We start from the raw sequence: 26,830 nt of genomic DNA on the forward strand, positions 1-26,830 counted from the left end.
GGTGTCCCGGGGTGAGGCGGGGGGCTTCACCGCGCCGGGACGGTGTTCAACGACCGACCGGCCACCATCATTCCCGGGGCCGTGCCGACCGGCGGGTGCCCTGCCCGGGTATCACCCCGGATCGGCGGGTTCCCGGCGGAGGGCCGGGCCCGCGGGTGACTGCCCGGCGGGCGGGCTGCTACCTCGGCCGTCAGGGAGTGTTCAACGCCGGCGGCCCGGCCACGATTCCGGCCCGGGGATGCCACCGGTCACACCCCGAAACCGACCCAAATCGCTCAACCGGCAGGGCCGTGGCACGCCCACCCAGAGCGCGAACCGGACATCTCGCGCGATCTGCCCCAGGGCCGCCTTTGATCGACTCGACTTCCGTGAAGTCGGGGCATCGTGCGGACGGGACACCCCGACATCCAGGTAACCCGAGTCGATCAACGCATCGTGGGCGTGATCAGCCCTCTCATCGTCCGGGCCGGGGCCGAGGTGACGGGAGCGGAGCCCCTGTCGCGTTCGCCGAGCCAATGTGCCCAAATGCCTGGAATCGGGACATCGGCAGTGGTCCGATGGAGGTCAAAGCGGTGAGCGCCGAGATCCGGCACCCGGGGCCGGTGAACGAGGTGACCCGTGCAGGCTCTGAAGGGGGGGTGCGGGATGACAGCGGCGACGCAGATGCCCCGCGTCGAGGAGTGTGTGGTCGCCTCGTGCGCGTACAACCACACCGGCGACTGCCACGCCTTCGCCATCACGATCGGCAGCCCCGACCACGCGCACTGCCACACCTTCGTGCAGCTGCCACTCCGTGCCGGCGTGGCCGAACTGACGGCTCAGGTCGGTGCCTGCCAGCGGGCCGACTGCCGGCACAACGAGCAGTTGGAGTGCCACGCGCCGGCCATCCGGGTCGGCCCGGACAACGACCTGGCCGACTGCATCACCTACGACGAGCGCTGAGGCCGGCACAACAGGAAGCACTCACGGCGGACGTGCCGAGGGCATCAGCGGCAGGGAGCACCGAGGTCGTCGGACCTGCCGCCCGCGTTGCCGCCCCTGGACGATGCGAAGGCGGCACGGCAGCCGACGGCGTCACGATCGGAGCGCCGAGTGCGCCACGAAAAGCCGAGGAAGCGCCCGGGGCGTCACGAGAAGCCAAGGAAGCGCCGAGTGCGCCGTGAGAAGCCAAGAAGCGCCGGGGCGTCACGGGTACGTCAGGTCAGCCCGTTCGCCTCCCGGATCACGGTGACCAGCTCGTCCACGACACCGGTGAGGGCGAAGTCCCTCGGGGTGAAGACCCGGGCCACCCCGGCGGCCCGTAGCTGCTCCGCGTCCGGGGCCGGGATGATGCCGCCGACCACCACCGGAAGATCGCCCCGTCCGGCCGCGCGTAGCCCGTCGAGCACGGCGGGCACCGCCGCGAGGTGTGAGCCGGAGAGGACGGAGAGCCCGACCAGGTCGACGTCCTCCTCCACCGCGGCCGCCACGATCTGCCCGGCGGTCAGCCGGATCCCCTGGTAGATCACCTCGAAGCCGGCGTCCCGGGCGCGTACGGCGATCTGCTCGGCGCCGTTGGAGTGCCCGTCCAGTCCCGGCTTCCCGACGAGCAGCCGTAGTCGACCGGTACCCAGATCACGGGCGGTCGCGGTGACCCGCTGACGGACGGCGGCGAGTCCCGGGTCCGCCCCGGCCACGGCGGCCGCGGTCAGCCCGGTGGGTGCCCGGTACTCGCCGAAGACCTGGCGCAGCGCGCCCGCCCACTCCCCCGTGGTCACGCCGGCCCGTACGCAGGCCAGCGTGGCCGGCATCAGGTTGGCCGTGCTCGCCGCGTCGGCCCGGAGCCGGGCCAGTGCCGCGTCCACCGCCACCGCGTCCCGCGCGGCCCGCCAGCGGCGTACGGCGATCGCCGCGTCGGCCTCCACAGCCGGGTCGACCTGTTCGATCGCCTCGGCACCTGCCACGGTCAGTGGGGAGGTCTCGGTCTCGGTGAACCGGTTGACGCCCACCACCACGTCCGAGCCGGCCTCGATCCGGCGTCGCCGCTGCGCCAGCGAGGCGACCAGGGCGCTCTTCAGGTAGCCGGTCTCCACTGCGGCGACCACACCCCCCATCTCCAGCACCTTCTCCAGCTCGGTGCGGGCCCCGGCGACGATCCCGTCGACAAGCGCCGTCATCACGTGCGAGCCCGCGAAGAGGTCCGGGTACTCGAGCAGGTCCGACTCGTACGCGAGCACCTGCTGCATCCGCAGCGACCACTGCTGGTCCCAGGGGCGGGGCAGGCCGAGCGCCTCGTTCCAGGCGGGCAGCTGCACGGCGCGGGCCCGCGCGTCCCGGGACAGCGTGACGCCGAGCATCTCCAGGACGATCCGCTGGACGTTGTTCTCCGGCTGCGCCTCGGTCAGGCCGAGCGAGTTGACCTGCACGCCGTAGCGGAACCGGCGCTGCTTCGGGTCGGTCACGCCGTACCGGTCGCGGGTGATCTCGTCCCACAGCGCGCCGAAGGCCCGCATCTTGGCGACCTCCTCGACGAAGCGCACCCCGGCGTTGACGAAGAACGACAGGCGTTGCACCACGTCCCCCATCCGTTCGGCGGGCACCTGGCCGCAGTCACGGACCGCGTCGAGCACGGCGACCGCGGTGGCCAGCGCGAAGCCCACCTCCTGCACCGGCGTCGCGCCGGCCTCCTGGAGGTGGTACGAGCAGATGTTGACCGGGTTCCATCTCGGCATGGTCTCGAGGGCGTGCGCGACGACGTCGGCGGTGAGCCGGAGCGACGCCGCGGGCGGGAAGATGTGCGTTCCCCGGGAGAGGTACTCCTTGATGATGTCGTTCTGGGTGGTGCCGGCGAGCATCGAGGCGGTCCAGCCCTGCTCCGTGGCGACCGTCCCGTAGAGGGCGAGCAGCCACATCGCGGGGGCGTTGATGGTCATCGAGGTGTTCATCCTGGCCAGCGGGATGCCGTCGAAGAGGGCCCGCATGTCGCCGAGGTGGGCGACGGGGACGCCGACGCGGCCCACCTCGCCGACGGCGAGCTCGTGGTCCGGGTCGTACCCGGTCTGGGTCGGCAGATCGAAGGCGACAGAGAGACCGGTCTGCCCCTTGGCCAGGTTGCGGCGGAAGAGGGCGTTGGTCGCGGCGGCCGAGCTGTGCCCGGCGTACGTGCGCATCACCCAGGGGCGGTCGCGCTCGGGCAACCGGCCAGGGAGACCCTTCTCGTCCATGGCCGGAGTCTAAGTTACCGTTCAGTAAAACGGGCTGTGGAAAATTACACACGTCCATGGCGGAGACAGCCGGGCAGGAACGGCGTGACCTGGGTCCGACCACCACACCCCGACGGCCCGGCCACCGTCAGCAGGCAGCACACTTGACGGCATGGATGACGAGCTGGCGATCGCCGTACGAGGGCTGCGCAAGGCGTACGGCGACAACGTCGCGGTGGCCGGCGTGGACCTCGACGTCCGCCGGGGCGAGGTCTTCGCCCTGCTCGGCCCGAACGGGGCGGGCAAGACCACCACGGTGGAGATCCTGGAGGGCTACCGCCGGCGCGACGCGGGCGAGGTCCGGGTGCTCGGCAGCGACCCGGCCGCCCCGGCCGCCGACTGGCGCTCCCGGGTCGGCATCGTGCTCCAGGGCACCGGGGAGTTCGACGAGCTGACCGTGGGCGAGGTGGTCCGGCACTTCGCCGGCTTCTACCCGGACGCGGACGACCCGGCGAAGGTGATCGAGCGGGTCGGGCTCGGCGGTAAGGCGCGGGCCCGTACGCACACCCTCTCCGGCGGGCAGAAGCGCCGCCTGGACGTGGCGCTGGGCATCGTCGGCCGCCCCGAGCTGCTCTTCCTGGACGAGCCGACCACCGGCTTCGACCCGGAGGCGCGCCGGGAGTTCTGGGAGCTGATCCGCGACCTGGCCGCGGCCGGCACCACGATCGTACTCACCACCCACTACCTCGACGAGGCCGAGGAGCTGGCCGACCGGGTCGGCGTGATCGCGGGCGGCCGGCTCGTGGAGGTGGCCACACCCGCCCAGCTCGGCAATCGGCAGGCGGCCCTGGCGACGGTCTCCTGGCGTACCCCCGAGGGGGTCGTCGAGAGCGCGCAGAGCGCGACGCCGACGGCGCTGGTGGCGGAGCTCGCCGGGCGGTTCGGCGGCGAGGTGCCGGGCCTGACCGTGACCCGGCCGACCCTGGAAGACGTCTACCTCACGATGATCGGACACCGATGACCACCACCACGAAGCCCGCGGCGCCGCTCGCCGCCACTGCGGCCCGACGGGTCGGCCCGGTCGCGCTCGGGCTGCGGCAGGGGCGGTTGGAGATCACCCAGTTCCTGCGTAGCCGGGAGTCCGTCGTCTTCACGATGGGCTTCCCGGTGATCATGATCCTGATCTTCGCGGCGATCTTCAACGACGAGATCGCGCCCGGGGTCAGCTACACCCAGTACTTCATCACCGGCATGATCGCCACGGGCCTGATGACTGTCAGCTTCCAGAACCTCGGCATCTGGATCCCCATCGAGCGCGACCGCGGGGTGCTGAAGCGCTACCGGGGCACGCCGATGCCGAAGTGGGTCTACTTCGCCGGCAAGGTGATCATGGTGGTGGCGATCGGCGTGGTGGAGACCGTGCTCCTGCTCGCCGTCTCGGCCGCCTTCTTCGACCTCGGCCTGCCGGCCACCGCCGGACGCTGGCTCACCTTCGCCTGGGTGGCGGTGCTCGGCGTGACCGCCTGCACGCTCTGCGGCATCGCCATCTCGTCGCTGGCCCGCACCGCCCGCAGCGGCTCCGCCGTGGTCACCCCGCTGGCGCTGGTGCTCCAGTTCATCTCCGGGGTTTTCTTCGTCTTCACCGAGCTGCCCACCTGGATGCAGCAGGTGGCCGCGCTCTTCCCGCTCAAGTGGATGTGCCAGGGCCTGCGCTCGGTCTTCCTCCCGGAGAGCTTCGGGGCACAGGAGGCCGGTGGCTCGTTCGAGCTGGGCCGGGTCGCCCTCGTGCTCGGCGCGTGGTGCGTGATCGGCCTGCTGCTCTGCCTGACCACCTTCCGCTGGACCACCCGCCGCGACGGCTGACCCCACCGCCGCGCCGCGCGCGGCGCCGGTGGCGGGCACATCCGGTGACGTCGACGACCGGACCAGTCGCGACCCGGCCGCCACCGCACCGTGAAGGACGGCAGGTGGCCGGTGGCGGACCTCGACGAGGAACGCCACCGGCACGGGGCACCGACCTCCGTCAGTACGTGTAGAAGCCCTTGCCGGTCTTGCGGCCCAGGTCACCGGCGGTGACCATGCGCTGGAGCAGCTCCGGCGGGAAGAACTTCTCGTCGGCGGTGTCGGCGTAGATGTTCTTCGCGGCGTGCAGCAGCACGTCGGCGCCGGTGAGGTCGGTGGTGGCCAGCGGGCCCATGGCGTGGCCGAAGCCCAGCTTGCAGGCGGTGTCCAGGTCCTCGGCCGAGATGACGCCCGACTCGACCAGCTTGACCGCCTCGACCACGAGCGCGGCGATCAGCCGGGTGGTGACGAAGCCGGCGATGTCCCGGTTGACGACGACCACCGTCTTGCCGATCTCCTCGGCGAACGCGCGGACGGTGGCGAGCGTGGCGTCGCTGGTCTTGTAGCCCCGAACCAGCTCGCAGAGCTTCATCATCGGCACCGGCGAGAAGAAGTGGGTGCCGACCACCGCCTCCGGCCGCTCGGTGACCGCCGCGATCTGGGTGACCGGGATGGCGGAGGTGTTGGTGGCGAGGACGGCGTCCGACTTGCAGATCTTGTCGAGCGCCCGGAACACGTCGTGCTTGATCTCGAGCCGCTCGAAGACCGCCTCGACGACGATGTCGGCGTCGGCGGCGGCCTCCAGGTCGGTGGTCACGCTGATCCGGTCGAGCGTCGCCTCGACCTCGGACGCCTCGATCCTGCCCTTCTCGGCGAACTTCTCCAGCGACTTCCGGATGCCGTCGACGCCTCGCTTCGTGGCCGCGTCGTCCAGGTCCCGCAGGGTCACCTGCCAGCCCGCCTGCGCCGCCACCTGGGCGATGCCGGAACCCATCAACCCGGCCCCGACGACCGCGAGTCGACCCGCCATCTGCTCTCTCCCTCGCCTGATTGGGTGCTTGCCAGCACCCTAGTCGGCGACGCTGAACGATGGCTAAGCGAGACCGGCGACCGGGCGGTGGAGGCCCGAGCCGGCTGGGCGCTCAGATGGTGAGCTCCGGCTCCTCGGGCGCGATGCCGCGCTCCACCTCGACCCCCAGGGCCCGCAGGTCGGCCACGAAGTCCGGGTAGCCGCGGTCGACGTGGTGCACGTGGGACACCTCGGTGACGCCGTCCGCACAGAGGCCGGCGATGATCAGCCCGGCCCCGGCCCGGATGTCGGTGGCCTGCACCGGTGCGCCGGAGAGCCGCTCGCGGCCGCGTACGACCGCGTGGTGACCGTCGGTCTTGATGTCCGCGCCGAGCCGCATCATCTCGTTGGCGAACATGAACCGGCCGTCGAAGATGTTCTCGGTGATCAGGGAGGCGCCGTCGCTCACGGCGGCGAGACCGATCGCCATCGGCAGCAGGTCGGTCGCGAAGCCGGGAAAGGGCAGCGTCACCACGTCCACGGCGAAGGGCCGCTCGTCCATCCGGATCCGGAACGCGTCCGCCCGGGTCTCCACCAGGCCACCGGCGGATACCAGCTTGTCCAGCGCCACCTCCAGGAAGGCCGGGTCCGCCCCGGTCACGGTCACGTCGCCGCGGGTCATGGCGGCGCCGAACGCCCAGGTGCCGGCCACGATCCGGTCGCCGACGGTGGCGTGCCGCACCGGGCGCAACGCGGGCACCCCTTCGATGTGCAGGGTGGACGTGCCGGCGCCGGAGATCTGCGCGCCCATCTGCCGGAGCATCGTGCAGATGTCGACGATCTCCGGCTCGCGGGCGGCGTTGTCGATCACGGTGGCGCCGCGGGCAAGCACCGCCGCCATCACCAGGTTCTCGGTGGCGCCGACGCTCGGGAAGTCCAGCGTGATCTCGGCGCCGTGCAGGCCGTGCGGTGCGGCGGCGATGACGAAGCCGTGCTCACCGGAGATCTCCGCGCCCATCCGGGTCAGTCCGGAGATGTGCATGTCGAGCCCGCGCGAGCCGATGGCGTCGCCGCCCGGGTGAGCCACCCGTACGTAGCCCTGGCGGGCGAGCAGCGGCCCGAGCACGCAAATCGACGCGCGCAGCCGGCGTACCAGGTCGTAGTCGGCCTCGGTGCCCAACTGGTCGGGCACGTCGATGGTCACCGACCGGGACCGGGCCACCCCGCCGCCCGCCACCATCGGATCCACCGGGTCGTCCGCGTCGAACCGGACGTCACAGCCGAGCCGGCGCAGCACCTCCCCCATGATCGCGATGTCGGTGATCCGCGGCACGTTGGTGATCACGCTTCGGCCCGGGGCGAGCAGGGCGGCGGCCATCAACTTCAGCGCCGAGTTCTTCGCACCGACCACGTGCACCGTGCCCGCCAACCGGGCGCCGCCGTGGACCCGGATGACGTCGACGTCGTTGACCGCGACATCGCCGGCGTCGCCGGGACCGACAGTGGTCGGCCAACCGGGCGCGCCCGGCCGCACCGGAATCGTCAGGTCCGGTATCCGTAGGCTGTTCGTCATGGCCGTCCACCTCACGCGCATCTACACCAGGGCCGGCGACGCCGGCACGACCAGGCTGAACAACAACGAGCAGGTGCCGAAGACCGATCCGCGGATCGTCGCGTACGCCGACGTGGACGAGTGCAACTCCTCGATCGGGGTCGCGCTCGCCCTCGGCCAGCTCGACGACGAGCTGCGGGCGGTGCTCGGGTCGATCCAGAACGACCTCTTCGACGTGGGCGCCGACCTGGCCACGCCCGTCGAGCCGGAACCGAAGTATCCGCCGCTGCGCGTCACCGAGGAGTACGTCGATCGCCTCGAGGGCTGGTGCGACGAGTACAACGCGCGCCTGAGCAAACTCGACTCCTTCGTCCTCCCCGGCGGCACCGCGGGCGCGGCGCTGCTGCACGTGGCGCGGACCATCGCCCGGCGCGCCGAGCGTGCGGCATGGGCGCTGGTCAGCCACGACCCGGAGCGGACCAGCACTCTCCCGGCAAAGTATCTCAACCGGCTCTCCGATTTGCTCTTCATCCTGGCAAGAGCGGCAAATCCGGCCGGAGACGTGCTATGGGTTCCGGGCGGGAAGCGCTGACCGGCGGCCTGCACCACGTCGAGGTGTGGGTCCCCGATCTGGCGGCCGCCGAACATACCTGGGGCTGGCTTCTGGGCGAACTGGGCTGGGAAATTTTCCAGGAATGGCCCACCGGCCGCTCCTGGCGGCTCGGCCCGACGTACCTCGTGCTCGAGGAGTCCCCGGCGATGAGCGGGCGGCGGCACGATCGGCTCGCGCCCGGCCTGAACCATCTCGCCTTCCACGCGGGCCCACCCGCCGCCGTGGACCGGCTGGTCGCGGCGGCGGCGACGCACGGCTGGACACTGCTCTTCCCGGACCGACACCCGCACGCCGGAGGCCCGGACAGCTATGCCGGCTACCTCACCGACGGCCAGGGCTACGAGATCGAACTGGTCGCCACCCGGTAACGGCAGTTGATCGAAGCAGCGCCTGAACGGAGCACAGCGCCCCGCGAGGGTTTCCGGGAGCCCCGCCCGGCACAGGGATCTAGCCTGACCGCCCGGAGCGGGTGGGGTCCTCGGAAACACCGGAGAGCGGGACGGTGCTCAGGCCGCAGGCCAGTCCTGGGAGGCCAGACGCGGCGAGACCGCCCCGGGTGGGGCGGCCTCGAGCCACGAGAGAAAACCCGTCACGGTCGATCGCGCCATGGCGATCTCGACCGGAGCGTGGTGACTGGTACAGCGGAGGATCACCCAGTCGGCGGGCATGGAGAAGCGTTCCTGCCCCTCGGGCAGGCGCCGCCGCTCCACCGCGAGCCCCTCGCGCTCGAGCACCCGCTTCGGCCGCAGCGCGAAACTGAACAACCGGTACCAGCGCAGCTCCGCACCGACGAACCGGCCGAAACCGGGTGACCAGCCACGACCGTCGAGGAGGGTGGAGACCCGGACACTGAGCCGGATGGTGCCCCCGCTACGGGTGAAGAGGGCCCGCCGAACGAAGAGCGTCAGGAGTGCGACGAGGACGACGGCGATGCCGATTCCGATCCCCTCGACGATCTCCATCGGCGGTGGGGGTCAGCGACCCTGCGCGGCGGAGACGGGGGTGGCGCTCTCGGCGAGCACCGTGACGCCTTCGGCGCCCACGGAGAGGAAACCGCCGGCCACCTCGTACGAGACCTGCTCGCCGCCGGGGAGCTTGATGCGCACCTGACCGGGCTCGGCGAGCTGGCCGAGCAGCGGCGCATGCCCCGGCAGCACACCCAGCTCGCCCTCGGTCGTCCGGGCGACGACCATCTCGGCCTCGCCGGACCAGACCCTCTCCTCGACGGCTACGAGCTCGACGTGAAGCTGCTGTGCCACGCTGTCTCCTTGCTGCGGCGGCGGAATGGGCAAATTCTAGTCCTGCCACCGCCGCTTACCCAACGCGGGTGGCGCAAGACGTGCCGCGGCTACTTGGTCTTGTTCTGGAAGCTGGGGTGCTCGAGGAGGAAGGCGTCCAACTGCTCGTCCTTGAGGGCGGCGAAGAAGTCGTCGACGCCGTCCTGGAACTGCTCCCCCTTGTAGGTCTTGCCGTCGAAGACCGGACCGCCGGGGAGTTTGATCATCTGGATCGTGTTGGGGCGGATGTCCTTCAGCGCGAGCGCGAAGTCCAGCACGCTGTGGCCGCGACCGTTGAAGATCAGCGACTGGCCGGCCGCCCGGACCACCCGGTCCAGCTTGATCGGGTTCGACACCACATCGGCGCTGAACGCCTGGCCCACCATCGCCTTGACGAACTGCTGCTGGTGACGCTGCCGGCCGTAGTCGGCATCCGGCACGCCGTTCTTCGGGTAGCGCTGCCGGACGTAGTCCAGAGCCTGCCAACCCTTCAGGTGGTGCGTGCCCTTCGAGTAGACGGCCTGTGGCCCGATGTAGCCCTCGCCGTGCGGGTTGAACTCCCGGGGCTTGCCGTCCGGCTGCCGGTGCTCCGAGCGCACTTCGCGCTCGACGTACATGTCCACGCCGCCCATCGCGTCGACGATCTTCTGGAAACCGGTGAAGTTGATGATCGCACCGGCGTCGAAGCGCTTGATGCCGGTGACCTTCTGCACCGTCGTCGCCAGCAGCTCGAAGCCGCGGGCGGCGTCCGGGTTCTGCCCCGGCACCCGACTGCCGAAGGACATCGCGGCGTTCAGCTTCGTCGTCTCGCCGTTGAAGTCGGCCTTCGGGAACGCGGGGATGTCCACGTAGAGGTCGCGCGGCACGGAGAAGAGATAGGCGCGGTCCAGGGTGCTGGGCACGTGCAGCACCATGATCGAGTCGGCCAGCGGCGGCGTGGTCGGATTACGTGGATCGATGCCGACCAGCAGGATGTTGAGCGGCCCCTTGATGTCGCTCTTGGGGGGAGTCGTGGCGCCCGCCGCCTCGTCACCGAAGAGGTCGGCCTTGCCGACGGCCCCCTCGTACCGGGACTTCAGCGCCGCCGTACCGACCAGGGCGGTGCCGCTGAGCACCATCAGCACCGTGCCGAAGATGGTGCAGATCCGCGCCCACCGCGGGATAGCCCGCCAGGTGGACCGCTTCCGGCCGTTCTTACCGGCCTTGGCCACGACTGTCTCCGTTCGTCACGCCGCTTCCCTGACTGAAGACGGCGTGCGTCCTCGCAAAGGTTGCACCGATTCGCGTTGACCCGGTGTGAAGGTGCGATGAACGCTACCTCGCATCCGCGCCCTCGCCGAAAGCGAGGAACGGAGCAGTGGCGACCGTACATGCCGAAGGTGAACAAAAGGCCGCCCCGGCATTGCCGGGGCGGCCTTTTTGTGAGGGCTTTGTCAGCCCTTCATCAGCTCCTCCGCCTTGCGCTCCAGGTCCTCCAGACCGCCGCACATGAAGAACGCCTGCTCGGGGAAGTGGTCGTACTCACCCTCGCTGATCTTCCGGAACGCCTCGATGGTCTCCTTGATCGGAACCGTCGAGCCCGGAACGCCGGTGAACTGCTCCGCGGCGTAGGTGTTCTGCGACAGGAAGCGCTCGATCCGGCGGGCCCGGCCGACGGTGACCTTGTCCTCCTCGGAGAGCTCCTCGATACCGAGGATGGCGATGATGTCCTGCAGGTCCTTGTACCGCTGCAGGATTCGCTTCACCTCGGTGGCCACCGCGAAGTGCTCCTGGCCGACGAACTCCGGGGCGAGGATCCGGGACGAGGACGCCAGCGGGTCCACGGCCGGGTAGATGCCCTTGTCGGAGATCGACCGCTCCAGGTTGGTGGTCGCGTCCAGGTGGGCGAACGTGGTGGCCGGGGCGGGGTCGGTGTAGTCGTCCGCCGGCACGTAGATCGCCTGCATCGAGGTGATGGCCTGGCCCCGGACGGAGGTGATCCGCTCCTGGAGCTCGCCCATCTCGTCGGCCAGGGTCGGCTGGTAACCCACCGCGCTCGGCATGCGGCCGAGCAGGGTGGAGACCTCGGAACCGGCCTGGGTGAAGCGGAAGATGTTGTCGATGAAGAGCAGCACCTCCTGCTTCTTCACGTCCCGGAAGTACTCCGCCATGGTCAGCGCGGAGAGGGCGACCCGGAGCCGGGTGCCCGGCGGCTCGTCCATCTGGCCGTAGACCAGCGCGGTCTTGTCGATGACGCCCGACTCGGTCATCTCGGCGATGAGGTCGTTGCCCTCACGGGTCCGCTCACCCACGCCGGCGAAGACCGACGTACCACCGAAGTTGCGGGCGACACGGGTGATCATCTCCTGGATGAGCACCGTCTTGCCCACGCCGGCGCCGCCGAACAGGCCGATCTTGCCGCCCTTGACGTACGGGGCGAGCAGGTCGATGACCTTGATGCCGGTCTCCAGCATCTCGGTCTTCGGCTCCAGGTCCGCGAAGGCCGGGGCCTTGCGGTGGATCTGCCAGCGGTCGTCCGCCTCGAGCGTCTCGCCCTCGGTCAGGTTGAGGACCTCGCCGATCGCGTTGAACACGTGGCCCTTGACGGCGTCACCCACCGGAACGGTGATCGGCGACCCGGTGTCCCGCACCACCGAACCACGGACCAGGCCGTCGGTCGGCTGCATCGAGATGGCGCGGACCAGGTTGTCACCCAGGTGCTGGGCGACCTCCAGGGTCAGCGTCTTCTCACCACCGGAGAGCGTCACGTCCACGTGCAGGGCGTTGAACAGGTCCGGCATGCCGTCGCGCGGGAACTCGGCGTCGACGACCGGGCCGATGACCCGGACCACGCGACCGGTGGCCGTCTTGGTCTCTACTGGGGCAGTCATCACACTTCACTTCCCGACGCGGCCAGCGCGTTCGCGCCGCCGACGATCTCGCTGATCTCCTGGGTGATCCCGGCCTGGCGGGCCGAGTTCATCTCACGCGTGTACTTCTCGATCATCTCTTCGGCGTTGTCGGTGGCCGCCTTCATGGCCCGTCGCCGGGCCGCCGACTCACTCGCCGCCGACTCGATCAACGCCGCGTAGATCCGCGTGTTGATGTACTTCGGCAGCAGCGCGTCGAGCAGCGCCTCCGCCTCCGGCTCGAACTCGTACGCCGGGAGCAGCCCCTCGGACCGCGGACGGTCCTCGACCTGCATCGGCCCGATGATCTTCGCGACCGGGTTCTGGGTCATCAGGGAGTGGAACTCGGTGTAGACGATGTGCAGCTCGTCGATGCCGAGCACCCCGTCCGCCCCGGCGCCGCCGTCCACGTCGTCCGCGCCGGCGGAGAACGCCTTGATCAGCGTCTCCCCCACCGCGCGGGCGTCCGCGAACGACGGCTGCTCCGAGAATCCGGTCCAGTTCGCCTCGATCGGCCGGTTCCGGAACCGGTAGTAGCTGACGCCCTTGCGCCCGATGACGTAGAGCACCGGCTCCTTGCCGTCGGCCGCGAGCCGGGCGAGCAGAGACTCGGTCGTCCGGATCGCGTTGGAGCTGTAACCGCCGGCCAGACCCCGGTCGGCGGTTACCAGCACGACGCCCGCCCGCCGCACCCGCTCACGCGGGGTGAGCAGCGGGTGGTCGATCCGCGCGTTGGACGCCAGCGCCGTGAGCACGCCGGTGATGGCCTGGGCGTACGGCAGGGACGCCTCCACCCGCGCCTGGGCCTTGGCGATCCGGCTCGTCGCCACGAGCTCCATCGCCTTGGTGATCTTCTTCATCCCCTTAGCGGAGCGGATCCGCTGACGAAGAACGCGTACCTGGGCCGCCATGAGTCAGCCCTACTCCGCCGGCCGGTCGGTCGCGCTGTCGCGGAAGCGGGTCACCGTCTCGCGGTTCTCCTCGCCCTCCAGCGGCGCGGCCGGGGCCTCGTTGATCTGGCGGTCGTCCTCCTTGGCGAGGAAGACCTGCTTGAACTCGGTGATGGCCGAGTCCAACGAGCCGATGATCTCGTCGTCCCACTTGTTGTCGGCGATCGCCGCCAGCACACCCGCGTGCTTGTGCCGCAGGTACTGCAGGAACTCCGCCTCGAAGCGCCGGATCTCGCCCACCGGGACGTCGTCCAGCTTGCCCTCGGTGCCGGCCCAGACCGAGACGACCTGCTCCTGCACCGGGAACGGCGAGTAGTTCGGCTGCTTCAGCAGCTCGACCAGGCGGGCGCCGCGGTCCAGCTGGGCGCGGGAGGCCTTGTCCAGGTCGGAGGCGAAGGCGGCGAACGCCTCCAGCTCGCGGTACTGGGCCAGGTTGAGCCGGAGCGAACCGGCGACCTTCTTCATCGGCTTCACCTGCGCGGCGCCACCGACCCGGGAGACCGAGGTGCCGACGTTGATGGCCGGCCGGACGCCCTGGTTGAACAGGTCGGTCTCGAGGAAGATCTGGCCGTCGGTGATCGAGATGACGTTGGTCGGGATGAAGGCCGAGATGTCGTTCGCCTTCGTCTCGATGATCGGCAGACCGGTCATCGAGCCGCCGCCCAGCTCGTCGGAGAGCTTCGCGCAGCGCTCCAGCAGGCGGGAGTGCAGGTAGAAGACGTCACCCGGGTACGCCTCGCGGCCCGGCGGGCGGCGCAGCAGCAGCGACACGGCGCGGTACGCCTCGGCCTGCTTGCTCAGGTCGTCGAAGACGATCAGGACGTGCTTGCCGCCGTACATCCAGTGCTGGCCGATGGAGGAGCCGGTGTACGGAGCGAGGTACTTGAAGCCGGCCGGGTCGGAGGCCGGCGAGGCGACGATGGTGGTGAACTCCATCGCGCCCGCCTCCTCCAGCAGGCCCTTGATCGAGGCGATCGTGGAGGCCTTCTGGCCGATGGCGACGTAGATGCAGCGGACCTGCTTCGTCGGGTCGCCGGAGCGCCAGTTCTCCCGCTGGTTGAGGATCGCGTCGAGCGCGACGGTGGTCTTGCCGGTCTTCCGGTCACCGATGATCAGCTGACGCTGGCCACGGCCGATCGGGGTCATGGCGTCGACGGCCTTGATACCGGTCTGCAGCGGCTCGAAGACCGACTGCCGGGCCATCACGTTCGGCGCCTGGAGCTCCAGCTCGCGGTAGCCCTCGTTGGCGATGTCGCCGAGGCCGTCGATCGGCTGGCCGAGCGCGTTGACCACGCGGCCGAGGAAGGCGTCGCCGACCGGGACGGAGAGCACCCGCTCGGTGCGCTTGACGCGCTGCCCCTCCTCGATCCCGGCGTAGTCACCGAGAACGACGACGCCGATGTCCCGGACGTCGAGGTTCAGCGCCACGCCGAGCGTGCCGTCCTCGAACTCCAGGAGCTCGTTGGTCATGGTCGAGGGCAGGCCCTCGACGTGGGCGATACCGTCACCGGCGTCGGCGACGGTGCCGACCTCCTCGCGGGAGACGTCGGTCGAGTAGGAGGAGACGTAGCGCTCCAGGGCGCCGCGGATCTCCTCCGTCGAGATGGTCAGCTCGGCCATCCTCTGCTTCCTTATGTATCAGGGGCCCGGGATACCTAGTACCGACCGGTCCGAGTGGCGTCTGTCGTTGAGGGCGCTGTGCGGCGGAGCCGGTCAGCGCTTCGCGAGCGCGTTGCGGGTCTCGTTGAGGCGGCGCAGGACGGTGCCGTCGTACAGGTCGGAGCCGACCCGGACGCTCACGCCACCCAGGACGTCGGGGTTCACCGTCTGTCGGACGGATACCTCCCGACCGTATATCGCGGAGAGCCGAGCGCCCAGCCGCTGCTCCTCCTCGTCACTCAACGGGGCGGCGACGGTCACGTAGGCGACCTGCCGGTCCCGCCGGTCCGCGGAGAGCTCGACCAGCCGGGTGAGCGCCCCACCGAAGGAGCGGCCGCCGAAGCCACCGAGCGCCACCCCGACGAGGTAGCCGGTGACCGGCCGGGCCTTGCCGGCGAGCAGCTGGTCGACCAGGGTCGCCCGCTGCTCGGACGGGACCATCGGGTCGGAGAGCGCGCTGGAGAGCTCCGGGGAGCCGGCGACGACCTGCCCGAAGCGGAACAGCTCGTCCTCGACCTCACTCAGCTCGCCGGCCGAGTCGGCGCTGGCCAGCAGCGCCTCCACGCCCAGCCGCTCGGCGCCGTCGAGCAGTTCGGACGGCGCCGACCACCGGCCGGAGACCAGGGCGGTGAGCAGGGCCAGCGCGTCCGCGCCGACCTTGCCGCTGAGCATCCCCGCGAGCAGCCCGGACCGGTCCTCGCCGGACCGGGCCGGGTCGGAGAGCGCCCGGCGCAGCCGCGGCTCCCGCCGCAGCAGGGCGGCGACGGAGAGGATGTCGTCGGCGGTGGTGGCCACCGCCGACGCCTCCGCGCCGCGGACGTACTCGTCGAGGCGCTCGGCCGCGATCTTGTACGACTCCCGGCTGGCGGCCTGCATCAGCGGGCCCCCGAGCTCTCGAGGCTGTCCAGGAACCGGTCGACGGTGCCCTTGCGACGCGCCTCGTCGGCGAGCGACTCACCGACGATCTTGCTGGCCAGGTCCACCGCGATCGTGCCGACCTCGGCGCGCAGCTCGCGCACGATGGTGGCCCGCTCGGCGGCGAGCTGGTCCTTACCGGCCTGGATGACCCGGTCGGCCTCCTCCCGCGCCTTGGCGAGGATGTCCTGCCGGATGCCCTCGGCGTCGGCCCGGGCGTCGTCCCGGATCTTGGCGGCGTCGGTACGCGCCTCGGCGAGCTGCGCGCGGTACTGCTCGAGCAGCTGGTTCGCCTCGGCCTGGGCCGACTCGGCGCGCTTGATGCCACCCTCGATGGCGTCGACCCGGGCCTGGAACGTCTGCTCCATGCGCGGGAAGACGAACTTCATCAGCACGAAGCAGAGAATGATGAAGGCGATGCCACCGACCACGATCTCCTGCCAGAGCGGAAGGATCGGGTTGTGGGTCGTCTCACCACCCTCAGCGGCGAAGAAGTACATGGAAGACCTCCCGGTCGAAAGGCGGGATTAGGCCTGGCCCTGCCACACGAAGCCGAAGGCGACACCCAGCAGGGCGAGCGCCTCGATGACGGCGAAGCCGATCCAGACGTACGGCAGGGTGATTCGCGACGACTCCGGCTGGCGGGCGGTCGACTGGATGTAGGCGGCGAAGACCAGGCCGACGCCGATACCCGGGCCGATGGCGGCAAGGCCGTAGCCGATGGCGGCGGTGCTGCCCTCTACCGCGGCGAGAACGCTAGCGTCCATTGGTGTGGTTCCTCCTGGTTATCACGCGTGACTCTCACGCGGGACGACAACGGTTGGTGCGAGTGGATCAGTGTTCCTCGGCGAGCGCGCCCTGCACGTAGCTGGCGGTCAGCACCGTGAAGACGTAGGCCTGCAGCACGATCACCAGGAATTCGAGGAAGGTGAGCGCCACGGTCATCACCCAGGACAGGACCGAGATCGGCGCCAGCAGGGCGTTGGCGTTGAGCATCGCGAAGCCGCCGAGCGTGAAGACCAGCAGGAGCATGTGGCCGGCGAACATGTTCGCGAAGAGACGAACGGCGAGCGAGAAGGGCCGGACGAGGAAGGTCGAGAACGCCTCGATCGGGATCAGCAGCGGCAGGATGTACCAGGGCGCCGGCGGAATGAGGGCCCGCTTGAAGTACCCGCCGAAGCCGTGCTTCTTGATGCCGACCCAGTTGAAGAGCACGTAGCTGATCAAGGCGAGGAAGGCCGGGAAGGCGATGTGCGAGTTCGGCGAGATCTGGAAGAACGGCACGATCGCGAAGAAGTTCGTCAGCAGCACGAAGCAGAAGAGCGTCGTGAAGTACGGCGCGAACCGCACACCCTGGTGCCCGATCATGTCGACCGCGATGTTGTTGCGCACGAAGCCGTAGATCGACTCGGCGATCCACTGCTTCTTGGTCGGCACCAGCTGCGGCTTGCGGTAGGTCAGCAGGAAGAACAGGATCAGGATCCCGACCGCCAGCCACACCATGAACGTGATCTTGGTGAACCAGTAGTTGTTGTGCGCGCCCCACGGGGCGATGCTGGGCAGGTAGAAGTCCTCCACGCTGGGTGGGAAATTAACCTCGCCCTGTGCCAGGACGTTCGACTGTCCGAACACCGCGTCCCTTCCTATTTAGGCGTGCCGAGGTTGCGGATGACCAGGACGACGCCCCCGGCCATGCCGAGCACGATCCCGATGCCGGTGGCGATGCCCCCGGTTTCCAGCCATCCGTCAACCAGCCAGCCGATGAAGCCCCACACGAGCATGCCCGCGATCAGGTAGCTGAGCGCGGTCCAACCCTGACCGGCACCGGACGGAACATCGTCCGGGCCGCCAGCGCTGGGGGGTTTCTGGTCACCGGCCATGACGGGGCGAACGATATCAGTCGAGGAGAGAAGGCTGTGCCTCACCCCCCGCACAACCTGGTTGTGTGGGACACGGGTGGGCGAAGTCGTCGCAATGCACGCTACTCCCCTTCGGCAGGCGAGAGAATGACCGATCGGGGACACATCCGCGCGTCTTCCGAAGACTGGGACGCCGGAACCCGGCCGGCCCCCGCGGCCCGTCGCGTCAGTCCCGCGCCCGTCGCGCGTGGACCGTGGTCAGCCACCAGATGTGCACACCCGTCCAGACCGCGACACCGGCGGCGATGCCCAGGCACATCGGGATCAGGCCCGGCCAGCCGGTCGACGCCACCCCGACCATCACCGCGCCGATCACGGTGAACTTCGCGACGTAGAGCGCGAGGCCGAACGGCAGCACCAGTTGCGTGTTTCGGGCGTCGGCCCAGGCCAGCACCACGGTGGTGAGGCTGTAGCTGATCACCGTGACGGCCACCCCGGCGGCGGCGCCGAGCGCCGCGTCGGCTCCGCCCGTCAGCCCGCCGACCACCGCCGCGACCCCGGCCAGCAGCACCGACGCGATCAGCAGCACCGGCAGGTGCCGCAGCCGCCAGCCCCGGTCCTCCGCCGCCCGCTCCGCGCGGGCCACCGGCTCAGCCACGGGGGTACGCCGGGAACGCGGCGACCAGGTCGGCCACCTCGGCGCCGATCCGGGCGAGCTCGTCGGTGCCGCCGGCCGTGGCCGGGTCGGTCCGCACGGCCCGCGCGATCAGGCTCGCGATCTGCCGCATCTCGGGCTCCCGCATGCCCTGGGTGGTGACACTCGGCGTGCCCACCCGGATTCCGGAGGAGACCATCGGCTTCTCCGGGTCGTACGGGATCGCGTTCTTGTTCAGGGTGATCGCGGCGGCGTCGCAGCGCGCCTCCGCCTCCGCGCCCGTCACCCCGAGCTGTCGCAGATCGATCAGCGCCAGGTGGGTGTCGGTACCGCCGGAGACCGGGCGCATCCCCTCGTCGGCGAGCCCCGTGGCGAGCGCCCGCGAGTTCCGGATCACCTGGTCGGCGTAGGCCCGGTACTCGGGCTGCGCGGCCTCGCGCAGCGCCACCGCCTTCGCCGCGACCGCGTGCATGAGCGGGCCGCCCTGGGTGAACGGGAAGACCGCCTTGTCGATCCGCTGGGCCAGCGACTCCCGGCAGAGGATCATGCCGCCGCGCGGGCCGCGGAGCACCTTGTGGGTGGTGCAGCTGACCACGTCGGCGTACGGCACCGGCGACGGGATCGCCTTGCCCGCGACGAGCCCGATGAAGTGGGCGGCGTCCACCACGAGGTACGCGTCGACCTCGTCGGCGATCTCCCGGAACTTCGCGAAGTCGATCAGCCGGGGGTACGCGGTCGCGCCACAGATGATCATCTTCGGCCGGTGCGCCCGGGCCAGGTCCCGCACCTCGTCGTAGTCGATCAGCTCGGTGTCGCGCCGCACCGTATAGCCCACCGTGGCGAACCACTTGCCGGAGAAGTTCACCCGGCTGCCGTGGGTCAGGTGCCCGCCGTGCGGTAGGTCCATGGCGAGCACGGTGTCCCCGGGCTGCACCAGCGCCGCGTACGTGGCCAGGTTGGCGCTCGCCCCGGAGTGCGGCTGAAGGTTGGCGTGCTCGGCACCGAAGAGCTCCTTCGCCCGCGCGATGCCGATCTCCTCGGCCCGGTCCACCTCGGCGCAGCCGCCGTAGTAGCGCCGCCCCGGGTAGCCCTCGGCGTACTTGTTGGTGAGCGTCGAGCCGAGCGCGGCGAGCACCGCGGGCGAGGTGAGGTTCTCGCTCGCGATCAGTTGCAGTCCGCCCCGTAGGCGGTCCAGCTCGCCGAGCACCACGCCGGCGATCTCCGGGTCGGTGGCGCGGAGCTGCGCGAAGTCCGGCCCCCAAAAGGTGCTCGTCACGGTGTCCACGACGAAGCAGTCTATGGGGCCGCAGACTGGACGCCGTGAGATGCCTGGTCACCGGCGCGACCGGATACCTCGGCGGGCGGCTCGCGCCCCGGCTGCTGGCCGAGGGGCACGAGGTGCGGTGCCTGGCCCGTCACGCCGGCCGGCTGCGCGACGCGCCCTGGGCCGGCGCCGTGGAGATCGTCGAGGGCGACCTGCGTCGCCCCGAGACGCTGCCGGCCGCGTTCGCGGACGTCGACACGGCCTACTACCTGGGCCGGACGTGCTCACCTTCGGCGGCATGATCCAGCGGCACGCCCGGGTGGCGGGGTTGCGCCCGCGGATCATCGCGCCGGTCCGCCGCTGAGCCCGACGCTGTCGTCGTACTGGGTCGGGCTCGTCACGCCGGTGCCGAACGCCATCGCCCGGCCGCTGATCGAGAGCCTGATCCACGAGGCGGTCGCCCACGAGCACGACATCGCCGCGTACGTCCCCGACCCGCCCGAGGGGCTGACCGGCTTCGACCAGGCAATCGAGCTGGCCCTGGCACGGGTGCGTGACGCCCAGGTGGAGACCCGCTGGTCGACCGCGAGCGGCCCGTACGCCCCCGCCGAGCCGCTGCCCAGCGATCCGGCGTGGTCCGGCGGAACGGCCTACACGGACCTGCGGGAACGCGACGTCGACGCGCCGCCGGAGGCACTCTGGCGGATCATCGAAGGCGTCGGGGGCGAGCACGGTTGGTACTCGTTCCCGCTGGCCTGGTCGGCCCGGGGCTGGTTCGACCGGCTGATCGGCGGGGCGGGGCTACGCCGGGGGCGACGCGATCCGCATCGGCTCCAGGTCGGCGAGGGGGATGGACTTCTGGCGGGTCGAGGAGATCGAACCGGGGCGGCTGCTGCGGCTGCGCGCGGAGATGCGGCTGCCCGGCCGCGCCTGGCTGGAGATGCGGGCGTTACCGGCCGGTGACGGGCGCAGCCGGTACCAGCAGCGCGCGGTGTTCCTGCCGCGCGGGCTGGCCGGGCACGCCTACTGGGGTGCCGTCACCCCGTTCCACGCGGTGGTCTTCGGCGGGATGGCCCGCAACATCGCCCGCGGCGTCGAGCGCGGCGACGGTGACCTCAGTTCCCGGTCCGAGGGCCGGTGACCTCGAAGGCGATCCGTTGGCTCGGCGGCACGAAGTCACGTACCGGCTGATCCCGCAGCCCGAACGAGAGCACCTCACCGACCGACCGCGCCAGCTCTGCCTGCACCGGCCGGCCGACCGCGTCTCGGGGGTCGTCCGGGTTCGTGGCCATCGCGGCGACCGCGAGTTGCGGGGTGAAGGCGACCACCGTCTCGGTCTCGTACCGCTCGGAGCTGCCCGTCTTGCCGGCCACCGGCCGGCCCAGCCGCCCCCGCAGGTCGGCCACGGTCCCGCCGTCGCAGCCGTTGTACATCGACTGGTCGCCGACCGGGCAGCGGGCCGCGTCCACGGCCGCCCGCGCCACGTCGGTGTCCAACACCTGGCGGCAGTCCGGTTGCGCCGCCCCCACCGGCCGGCCGGACACGTCGGTGATCGACACCACCGGCGAGGGCGCGCACCAGGTCCCCTCGGCCGCCAGCGTGGCGTACGCGTTCGCCAGGTCGAGCGGGGTGGTGGCGGAGACGCCGAGGGTGAACGGGCCCCACTCCTTGGCACCGTGCCGGGCCAGTTGGGCGTCGGACTCGGCCCGGAAGACGATGCCCAACCGCTCCGCCATCTCGACCGCCCGGTCGGCGCCGACCCGCTCGATCAGCCAGGCGAAGTACGTGTTGACCGAGTTGCCGAAGGCGCTCCACATGGTGTGCCGGCCGTCCACCGACGCGGAGGAGTTCTCCGGGCACCAGCGGCCGTCGCAGCTCGCCGGACCGGTCACCGGGTAACCGGTGACCAGGCGACCCGGGGCGTCGTACTCGGTCCGTAGGGGCATGCCGGCCTCCAGCGCGGCGAGCATGGTGAAGAGCTTGAAGGTCGAGCCACCCTGGTAGCCCTCGATCGACCCGCCCCCGGCGACCAGCTGGTTGACGGTGTTCGGGTGGTTCTTCTGCCCCTTCGGGTTCTCCTCGACGCTGTAGGCGCGGTTCACGGCCATGGCGAGCACCCGGCCGGTGCCGGGCTGGACGACGGCGGTCGGCGCCGCCCGGCGGTCGGTCTTCGGGTAGATCCGCAGGACCTGTTCGACGGTGCTGCGCTGCACCGCCGGGTCGAGCGAGGAGACGATCGAGAAGCCGCCCCGCCGCAGCGCCCGCTGCCGCTCGTCGGCGTTGGCGCCGAAGGCGGGTTGGGCGCTCCACCACCGGGTGAACCAGTCGCAGAAGAAGCCCCAGTCGTTGTGCGCCTCGGGCACCGCCGTGCAGTCGTTCGGCGTCTCGCTGGGGCGCAGTTTCAGCGGCTCGGCGTTGGCCCGTGCCGCCTGCTCGGGCGGGACCTGGCCCGACTCCACCAGCTGTTGCAGCACGTACGACCGGCGGCCGAGGGCAGCGTCGGCGTCGCCGTTGATCGGCTCGTCGGTGTGCGGCGAGCGGACCAGGCCGGCCAGCAACGCCGCCTCGGCCAGGGTCAGGTCCGCCGGCGACTTGGAGAAGAACCGGGTGCTCGCCGCCGCGATCCCGTACGCCCCGGCGCCGAAGTACGCGATGTTCAGGTAGCGGGTGAGGATCTCCTCCTTGTCGAGCTCCCGCTCCAGGGCGAGCGCGTACCGCATCTCCTGCACCTTCCGGGCGGCGCTCACCTCGGTGGCCGCCCGGCGCTGGTCCGCGGAGAGGCGGGGATCGGTGCTCAGGACGTTGCGGACGTACTGCATGGTCAGCGTGGACGCGCCCTGCCGGGTCTCGCCGCCGCGCTGGTTGACGGTGAAGGCGCGTACCACGCCGCGCAGGTCCACCCCGTGGTGGTGGTAGAAGCGGAGGTCCTCGGCGGCCACGATGGCCTGCCGCATCACCGGCGCCACCTCGCGCAGCGGCACGTCCACCCGGTCCTCCTGGTAGAAGGACGTGATCAGGGTGGTGCCGTCGTTGGCGTAGAGGTTGGAGCGCTGCGCGGTCGGCGACGTGCGCAGGGTGTTGGGCAGCTCCGAGTAGGGCGTCGAGAGAGCGCTGAAGCCGATCCCGAACACGAGCGCGACCGGCAGGGCCGCTCCCGCCAGCACCAGACCGGCGAGTACGCCGGCGAGCAACACGGTCAGCACTTTGTCGAGATGGGCCCGGATCATCAGCTCTCCCCGCAGGAGCCGGTCACGCTAGGACCCGTTCAGAATGACCCGGAATGCCCCGTTTCGCCGCCGATTCGCCTCAAACCCGGAGGAAACTCGCGAGGGGGATGGTCAGGGCAGAAGCACCGCGGCGAGCGGCTGCACGGTCTCCTCGATCTCGTCCGCCACCCGGCTGAAGCACTGGTCGCCCCGACCCCACGGGTCGTCGAGATCGTCGGTGGTGAGCGGTCCGGCATCGTGGCGGGCCGCGTGCGCCGCCGCCACCAGCGCGACCCCGCGGGCGTGCACGGCCTCCGGCGCGGCCGACGCCGCCGGCAGTCCGGCCGTCTCCACCGCGCCCAGCAGCCGGCCGAACTCCCCCAGCACGAAGGTGCGCGAAGCGGCGTCCGGGCGCAGCGCCACCACGTAGTCCTGCTGGTCGGCGGTCGCCGTGAGGACCAGGTCGGCGGCGTCGATGTGATCCGAGCGGAGCTTGCGGGCGGCGAACCCCTCGGCGTCACCGCCCCGGGACACCACCTGCCGGGCCGCCGGCGGGTTCATCTCCTCACCGGCGTGCCAGCCCCCGGTGCCGGCGCTGTGGCTGTGCACCAGATCGTCCGCCCCGGCCGGGTCGAGACCCAGCCGGGTCAGCCGCTCCCGTACGGCCAGCGCGAGCAGCCGCTCCGCCATCGGTGACCGGCAGATGTTGCCCATGCAGACGTGCAGCACGGTGAACGGTGGCACTAGACCCCCTCGACGATGTCCGGCACCACGTCGCGCAGCTTCTCCAGCGGGATCGCACCCTGACGCAGGACCTGCGGCACCTCGCCGGTGAGGTCCACGATCGTGCTCGGCACCGGATCCGGGCAGGGGCCCGCCTCCAGGTACGCGCGCACCGAGTAACCCAGCTGGTCGCGGGCCTCCTCGGCGGTGAGCGCGGAGGGCTGGCCCGTCTTGTTGGCCGACGAGACCGCCATCGGGCCGGTCTCCCGCAGCACCTCCAGCGCCACCGGGTGCAGCGGCATCCGCACCGCCACCGTGCCGGTCTTGTCGCCGAGGTCCCACTGCAGGCTCGGCGAGTGCTCGATCACGATGGTGAGCGCGCCGGGCCAGAACGCCTCGACCAGGTCCCGGGCCGCCCGGGGCAGCGAGAAGACCAGGCCGTCCAGGGTCTGCCGGGACCCGATCAGCACCGGCGGCGGCATCTGCCTACCCCGGCCCTTGGCATCCAGCAGCGCCTTGACGGCGTACGGGGTGAAGGCGTCGGCGCCGATGCCGTAAACGGTGTCCGTCGGCAGGACGACAAGTTCCCCGTTCTTGACCGCCTCGATGGCCGCGGCGATGCCGCGGTCCCGGTCGGCGGGCGACCGGCAGTCGTAGAGCATCACGAGGAGCCAGTCTGCCACGCCGGCCCGAGGTCGGGGCGACGGCCGTCCGCACGTCGGGACGCGGTGGCGAACCGGGGCCGCCCGGTGAGGTCCCGGTGCTCGCTGACGGCGGCGAACCGGCCGTCGGCGACGAGCAGCGCGGGCACGTCCGCCCCGTGCGTGTCGTCGTGCTCGATGCCGAGCACCCCGCCGGGTCGCAGCAGCGCCGCCGCGCGGGCGACCACCGGCCGGATGACCGACAGGCCGTCGACGCCGCCGAAGACCGCCTCCGCCGGGTCGTACCCGGCCACCTCCGGCGCCACCAATGTGTCCGCCGGCACGTACGGCGGGTTGCAGAGCAGCACGTCGACCCGGCCGACCAGGTCGTCGAGCAGGTCCGGGGCGGTGACGTCCGCCACCACCACCTCGATCGGCCGGTCCCCCGCCGTGGCCCGGTCCCCCGCGTTGCGGCGCAGCCAGTCCAGCGCGGCCGGGGAGCGCTCGACCGCGACGACCCGGGCCGCCGGCAGTTCCTGGGCCACCGCGAGGGCGATCGCGCCCGATCCGCTGCACAGGTCCACCACCAGCGGCGCGTCCCGCTCCCGGGCCTGCTCGATCCCCCAACCGGCGAGCAGTTCGGTCTCCGGCCGGGGCACGAAGACGCCCGGCCCGACCGCCAGCTCCAGCCGCCGGAAGGCGGCGCTGCCGGTCAGGTGCTGCAACGGCTCACGGCCCGCCCGGCGGGTCACCAGCGCGTCGAAGGTGGCGAGCTGGGCCGGGTCGAACCCGTCGGCGAGGGCCAGCCGCCCCCGCGGCACGTCCAGCACGTACGCGGCCAGCAGTTCGGCCTCCGTCCGGGCGGCCGGCACACCGGCATCGGCGAGGATCCGGGCCGCCCGCACCACGGCGATCGATGGCCGAATCCGGTTCGTCCCTTCGGGGGGGTGTTGCGGCTCGATGGTCACGACATAATCATGAAGCGTCGCGGGGCACGTCACGAGCGGGTGCGTACAGGCGCATGCCGACAGGAGGTCGCTGGTGGGTTGGCTCGACCGGGTCGAAGACCAGGTTGACGCGCTGACGCAGTCGAGGGCGTTGCAGGAGGCCAGCCGGTCCGCCGAGGCGTACACCGTGCTGGAACGGGTGCTGCGCACCACGGCCAGTCCGCGTACCCGCGCCGACGCCATGGTGCAGCGCCTCTCCGCCCTGATCAATCTCGGCCGCACGGCCGAGTTCACCCGCGCCATCGAGGAGGCCTCGGCGGCCGTCCGCGACCTCGCCGAGCCCTACCTGCACGGGCACCTCAACGCGCTGGCCGCGCTCGCCGCCCACCACCAGGGCGCGCTGGACCGCTGCGTCACCCACCTGGTCAAGGCCGCCCGCGCGCTCGGCGCCGTCGAGGACCCGGATCGCGACACCGCCTGGGGCTGGCACGACCTGGCGATGGCCTACTCCTATCTCAGCTTCCACGGCTACGCCCTCGGCGCGATCGAGCGGGCCCGGCAGCTCGGCATGGCCGCCGGGATCCCCGAGGAGACGTTCGCCGCGCCCGGCATCCGGCTGCGCAACGCCGTCGCGCTCGACCACAACGGCGACAGCGACGGCTGCCTGCGGGTGCTGCGCGACGTGGCGAGCGACCTCGCCCGGTTCCTGGCCGCCGGTCGGGCCGGGCAACTGCGTCCCAGCAGCCTCTCCGCGTACGGCTACGCCGCGGCCCGCCGGGCGGCGCTCGGCGACGAGATCGAGTTCCACGGCGACGCCGAACCCGCCCGGCTGCTCGCCCACGGGGGCGACAGCGCCCGGGCGCGGGACATGCGCGAACTCGGTCACGTCTGCCTCGCCATCGCCGCCGGCCGGCCGATCGAGGCGGTGGCCCGGCTGGACACCGTCCGGGTCTCCAACGAGACGCTCGGCGCGGCCGAACCGGCCCGGCTGCGCAGCATCGCCCTGTCCCGGGCCGGTGACCACGCCGCCGCGCACCGGGCGGACCGGCTGGCGTTCCGGCTGGCGGCACAGCGCAACGACCGGCTGCGGGACGTCTACATCGACGGCATCGCCGCTCGTATCGACCACGAGGAGATGCGCCGGGAGGCCGCCCGCTACGAGGGTGAGGCGCTCACCGACCCGTTGACCGGTCTGCCCAACCGCCGCCGGCTCGAGCGCTACATCGCCAGCGTGGTGGCGCGGGGCGAGCAGGTGGTGATCGGGGTCTGCGACCTCGACGGCTTCAAGGCGGTCAACACCCGGCACGGGCACCACTCGGGTGACCTGGTGCTCCAGCGCATCGCCGGGGTGATCAACCGGGTGATGCGCCGGGGTGACTTCGTGGCCCGCTACGGCGGGGACGAGTTCGTGGTGGTGCTGCCCGGCGCGGGCATGAGCGAGGCCGCCGAGGTGGCCCGCCGGGTCGGTGCGGCGGTGGCGAGCGAGGACTGGGAGGCGCTGGTCCCCGGCACCCCGGTCGGGGTGAGCATCGGCTTCGCCGAGGTCTCCGGCACCGGGCCGGCGCTGCGCGACGCGCTCAGCACCGCCTTCGAGATCGCCGACCGCGAGATGCTCCGCGCCAAGACCCGCCCCCGCGCCTCCTAACCC

At 71.3% G+C, this 26,830-nt stretch carries 26 protein-coding genes and 1 pseudogene; 7 read left to right on the forward strand and 20 right to left on the reverse strand.

Annotated features, from left to right (window positions below):
• The first annotated feature begins 645 nt into the window (after window positions 1-645).
• Window positions 646-942: a DUF1540 domain-containing protein gene (locus E1211_RS15780; protein WP_132349738.1), complete on the forward strand. Its 297-nt coding sequence runs from the start codon at window positions 646-648 to the stop codon at window positions 940-942.
• 254 nt (window positions 943-1,196) lie between these two features.
• On the opposite strand, the gene E1211_RS15785 is transcribed toward E1211_RS15780, so the two are convergent.
• Window positions 1,197-3,203 carry a protein meaA gene (locus E1211_RS15785; protein WP_132349740.1) on the reverse strand — a complete coding sequence of 669 codons (2,007 nt, stop codon included), beginning with the start codon at window positions 3,201-3,203 and terminating at the stop codon, window positions 1,197-1,199.
• Between the two features lie 151 nt (window positions 3,204-3,354).
• On the opposite strand from E1211_RS15785, the gene E1211_RS15790 reads away from it, so the two are divergent.
• Both E1211_RS15790 and E1211_RS15795 read left to right on the forward strand, forming a co-directional pair.
• Window positions 3,355-4,203: an ABC transporter ATP-binding protein gene (locus E1211_RS15790; protein WP_132349741.1), complete on the forward strand. Its 849-nt coding sequence runs from the start codon at window positions 3,355-3,357 to the stop codon at window positions 4,201-4,203.
• A complete protein-coding gene (locus E1211_RS15795; protein ID WP_132349743.1) occupies window positions 4,200-5,045 on the forward strand; it encodes an ABC transporter permease in 846 nt (281 codons plus the stop codon). Before E1211_RS15790 ends, E1211_RS15795 begins: the two co-directional genes overlap by 4 nt.
• A gap of 160 nt (window positions 5,046-5,205) precedes the next feature.
• Here the strand turns inward: E1211_RS15795 and E1211_RS15800 are convergent, their stop codons facing one another.
• Entirely contained in the window at window positions 5,206-6,054 is an 849-nt protein-coding gene (locus tag E1211_RS15800) for a 3-hydroxyacyl-CoA dehydrogenase family protein (protein ID WP_132349745.1), read from the reverse strand.
• 112 nt (window positions 6,055-6,166) lie between these two features.
• Window positions 6,167-7,606: a UDP-N-acetylglucosamine 1-carboxyvinyltransferase gene (gene murA, locus E1211_RS15805; RefSeq protein WP_132349747.1), complete on the reverse strand. Its 1,440-nt coding sequence runs from the start codon at window positions 7,604-7,606 to the stop codon at window positions 6,167-6,169.
• Here murA and E1211_RS15810 point away from each other — a divergent pair.
• Both E1211_RS15810 and E1211_RS15815 read left to right on the forward strand, forming a co-directional pair.
• Window positions 7,605-8,177 (forward strand): cob(I)yrinic acid a,c-diamide adenosyltransferase, encoded by a 573-nt coding sequence (locus E1211_RS15810; protein ID WP_132349749.1) that lies wholly within the window; start codon window positions 7,605-7,607, stop codon window positions 8,175-8,177. The two genes, murA and E1211_RS15810, sit on opposite strands and share 2 nt — an antisense overlap.
• Complete coding sequence (locus E1211_RS15815) at window positions 8,153-8,566, forward strand: VOC family protein (RefSeq protein WP_132349750.1); 414 nt, start codon at window positions 8,153-8,155, stop codon at window positions 8,564-8,566. Before E1211_RS15810 ends, E1211_RS15815 begins: the two co-directional genes overlap by 25 nt.
• Before the next feature lie 138 nt (window positions 8,567-8,704).
• Here the strand turns inward: E1211_RS15815 and E1211_RS15820 are convergent, their stop codons facing one another.
• The 13 genes from E1211_RS15820 to glyA all read right to left on the reverse strand — a co-directional run bounded on the left by E1211_RS15820 (window position 8,705) and on the right by glyA (window position 19,686).
• Window positions 8,705-9,160: a DUF2550 domain-containing protein gene (locus E1211_RS15820; RefSeq protein WP_132349752.1), complete on the reverse strand. Its 456-nt coding sequence runs from the start codon at window positions 9,158-9,160 to the stop codon at window positions 8,705-8,707.
• Window positions 9,161-9,172: 12 nt separating this feature from the next.
• Window positions 9,173-9,457 carry a F0F1 ATP synthase subunit epsilon gene (locus E1211_RS15825; protein ID WP_132349754.1) on the reverse strand — a complete coding sequence of 95 codons (285 nt, stop codon included), beginning with the start codon at window positions 9,455-9,457 and terminating at the stop codon, window positions 9,173-9,175.
• Window positions 9,458-9,546: 89 nt separating this feature from the next.
• Window positions 9,547-10,686, reverse strand: coding sequence for an LCP family protein (locus E1211_RS15830; RefSeq protein WP_132349756.1), 1,140 nt, complete (start codon window positions 10,684-10,686; stop codon window positions 9,547-9,549).
• 222 nt (window positions 10,687-10,908) lie between these two features.
• On the reverse strand, window positions 10,909-12,345 hold the full coding sequence (gene atpD, locus E1211_RS15835; protein ID WP_132349758.1) for a F0F1 ATP synthase subunit beta: 1,437 nt from the start codon (window positions 12,343-12,345) through the stop codon (window positions 10,909-10,911).
• On the reverse strand, window positions 12,345-13,274 hold the full coding sequence (locus E1211_RS15840) for a F0F1 ATP synthase subunit gamma (protein WP_132349760.1): 930 nt from the start codon (window positions 13,272-13,274) through the stop codon (window positions 12,345-12,347). The genes atpD and E1211_RS15840 overlap by 1 nt, the downstream gene beginning before the upstream one ends.
• Before the next feature lie 9 nt (window positions 13,275-13,283).
• On the reverse strand, window positions 13,284-14,933 hold the full coding sequence (gene atpA, locus E1211_RS15845) for a F0F1 ATP synthase subunit alpha (RefSeq protein WP_132349762.1): 1,650 nt from the start codon (window positions 14,931-14,933) through the stop codon (window positions 13,284-13,286).
• Window positions 14,934-15,026: 93 nt separating this feature from the next.
• Window positions 15,027-15,848: a F0F1 ATP synthase subunit delta gene (locus E1211_RS15850; protein WP_132349764.1), complete on the reverse strand. Its 822-nt coding sequence runs from the start codon at window positions 15,846-15,848 to the stop codon at window positions 15,027-15,029.
• Complete coding sequence (locus tag E1211_RS15855) at window positions 15,848-16,387, reverse strand: F0F1 ATP synthase subunit B (protein WP_132349766.1); 540 nt, start codon at window positions 16,385-16,387, stop codon at window positions 15,848-15,850. Before E1211_RS15855 ends, E1211_RS15850 begins: the two co-directional genes overlap by 1 nt.
• A gap of 27 nt (window positions 16,388-16,414) precedes the next feature.
• A complete protein-coding gene (locus E1211_RS15860; RefSeq protein WP_076471928.1) occupies window positions 16,415-16,654 on the reverse strand; it encodes an ATP synthase F0 subunit C in 240 nt (79 codons plus the stop codon).
• Window positions 16,655-16,721: 67 nt separating this feature from the next.
• Window positions 16,722-17,519: a F0F1 ATP synthase subunit A gene (gene atpB, locus E1211_RS15865; RefSeq protein ID WP_132349767.1), complete on the reverse strand. Its 798-nt coding sequence runs from the start codon at window positions 17,517-17,519 to the stop codon at window positions 16,722-16,724.
• Between the two features lie 11 nt (window positions 17,520-17,530).
• On the reverse strand, window positions 17,531-17,767 hold the full coding sequence (locus E1211_RS15870; RefSeq protein ID WP_076471934.1) for an AtpZ/AtpI family protein: 237 nt from the start codon (window positions 17,765-17,767) through the stop codon (window positions 17,531-17,533).
• Between the two features lie 205 nt (window positions 17,768-17,972).
• Complete coding sequence (locus E1211_RS15875) at window positions 17,973-18,404, reverse strand: hypothetical protein (protein WP_132349769.1); 432 nt, start codon at window positions 18,402-18,404, stop codon at window positions 17,973-17,975.
• On the reverse strand, window positions 18,397-19,686 hold the full coding sequence (glyA, locus tag E1211_RS15880; protein ID WP_207915382.1) for a serine hydroxymethyltransferase: 1,290 nt from the start codon (window positions 19,684-19,686) through the stop codon (window positions 18,397-18,399). The genes E1211_RS15875 and glyA overlap by 8 nt, the downstream gene beginning before the upstream one ends.
• A 35-nt stretch (window positions 19,687-19,721) precedes the next feature.
• On the opposite strand from glyA, the pseudogene E1211_RS15885 reads away from it, so the two are divergent.
• Window positions 19,722-20,806 (forward strand): annotated as a pseudogene (locus tag E1211_RS15885) (SDR family oxidoreductase).
• Here E1211_RS15885 and E1211_RS15890 read toward each other — a convergent pair.
• From E1211_RS15890 to prmC, 4 genes are all read right to left on the reverse strand, one after another.
• Complete coding sequence (locus tag E1211_RS15890; protein WP_132349772.1) at window positions 20,781-22,892, reverse strand: transglycosylase domain-containing protein; 2,112 nt, start codon at window positions 22,890-22,892, stop codon at window positions 20,781-20,783. The pseudogene E1211_RS15885 and the gene E1211_RS15890 overlap by 26 nt on opposite strands.
• Window positions 22,893-23,003: 111 nt before the next feature.
• Window positions 23,004-23,615 carry a phosphotyrosine protein phosphatase gene (locus E1211_RS15895; RefSeq protein ID WP_132349774.1) on the reverse strand — a complete coding sequence of 204 codons (612 nt, stop codon included), beginning with the start codon at window positions 23,613-23,615 and terminating at the stop codon, window positions 23,004-23,006.
• Complete coding sequence (locus E1211_RS15900; protein WP_132349782.1) at window positions 23,615-24,256, reverse strand: L-threonylcarbamoyladenylate synthase; 642 nt, start codon at window positions 24,254-24,256, stop codon at window positions 23,615-23,617. Before E1211_RS15900 ends, E1211_RS15895 begins: the two co-directional genes overlap by 1 nt.
• Window positions 24,256-25,203 (reverse strand): peptide chain release factor N(5)-glutamine methyltransferase, encoded by a 948-nt coding sequence (gene prmC, locus E1211_RS15905; protein ID WP_132349776.1) that lies wholly within the window; start codon window positions 25,201-25,203, stop codon window positions 24,256-24,258. Before prmC ends, E1211_RS15900 begins: the two co-directional genes overlap by 1 nt.
• Window positions 25,204-25,276: 73 nt before the next feature.
• Here prmC and E1211_RS15910 point away from each other — a divergent pair, with 73 nt between their 5' ends.
• Window positions 25,277-26,827 carry a GGDEF domain-containing protein gene (locus E1211_RS15910; protein WP_132349778.1) on the forward strand — a complete coding sequence of 517 codons (1,551 nt, stop codon included), beginning with the start codon at window positions 25,277-25,279 and terminating at the stop codon, window positions 26,825-26,827.
• The last annotated feature ends 3 nt before the right edge of the window (window positions 26,828-26,830 follow it).

This window comes from Micromonospora sp. 15K316, assembly GCF_004348525.1.
Classification (GTDB): Bacteria; Actinomycetota; Actinomycetes; order Mycobacteriales; family Micromonosporaceae; genus Micromonospora.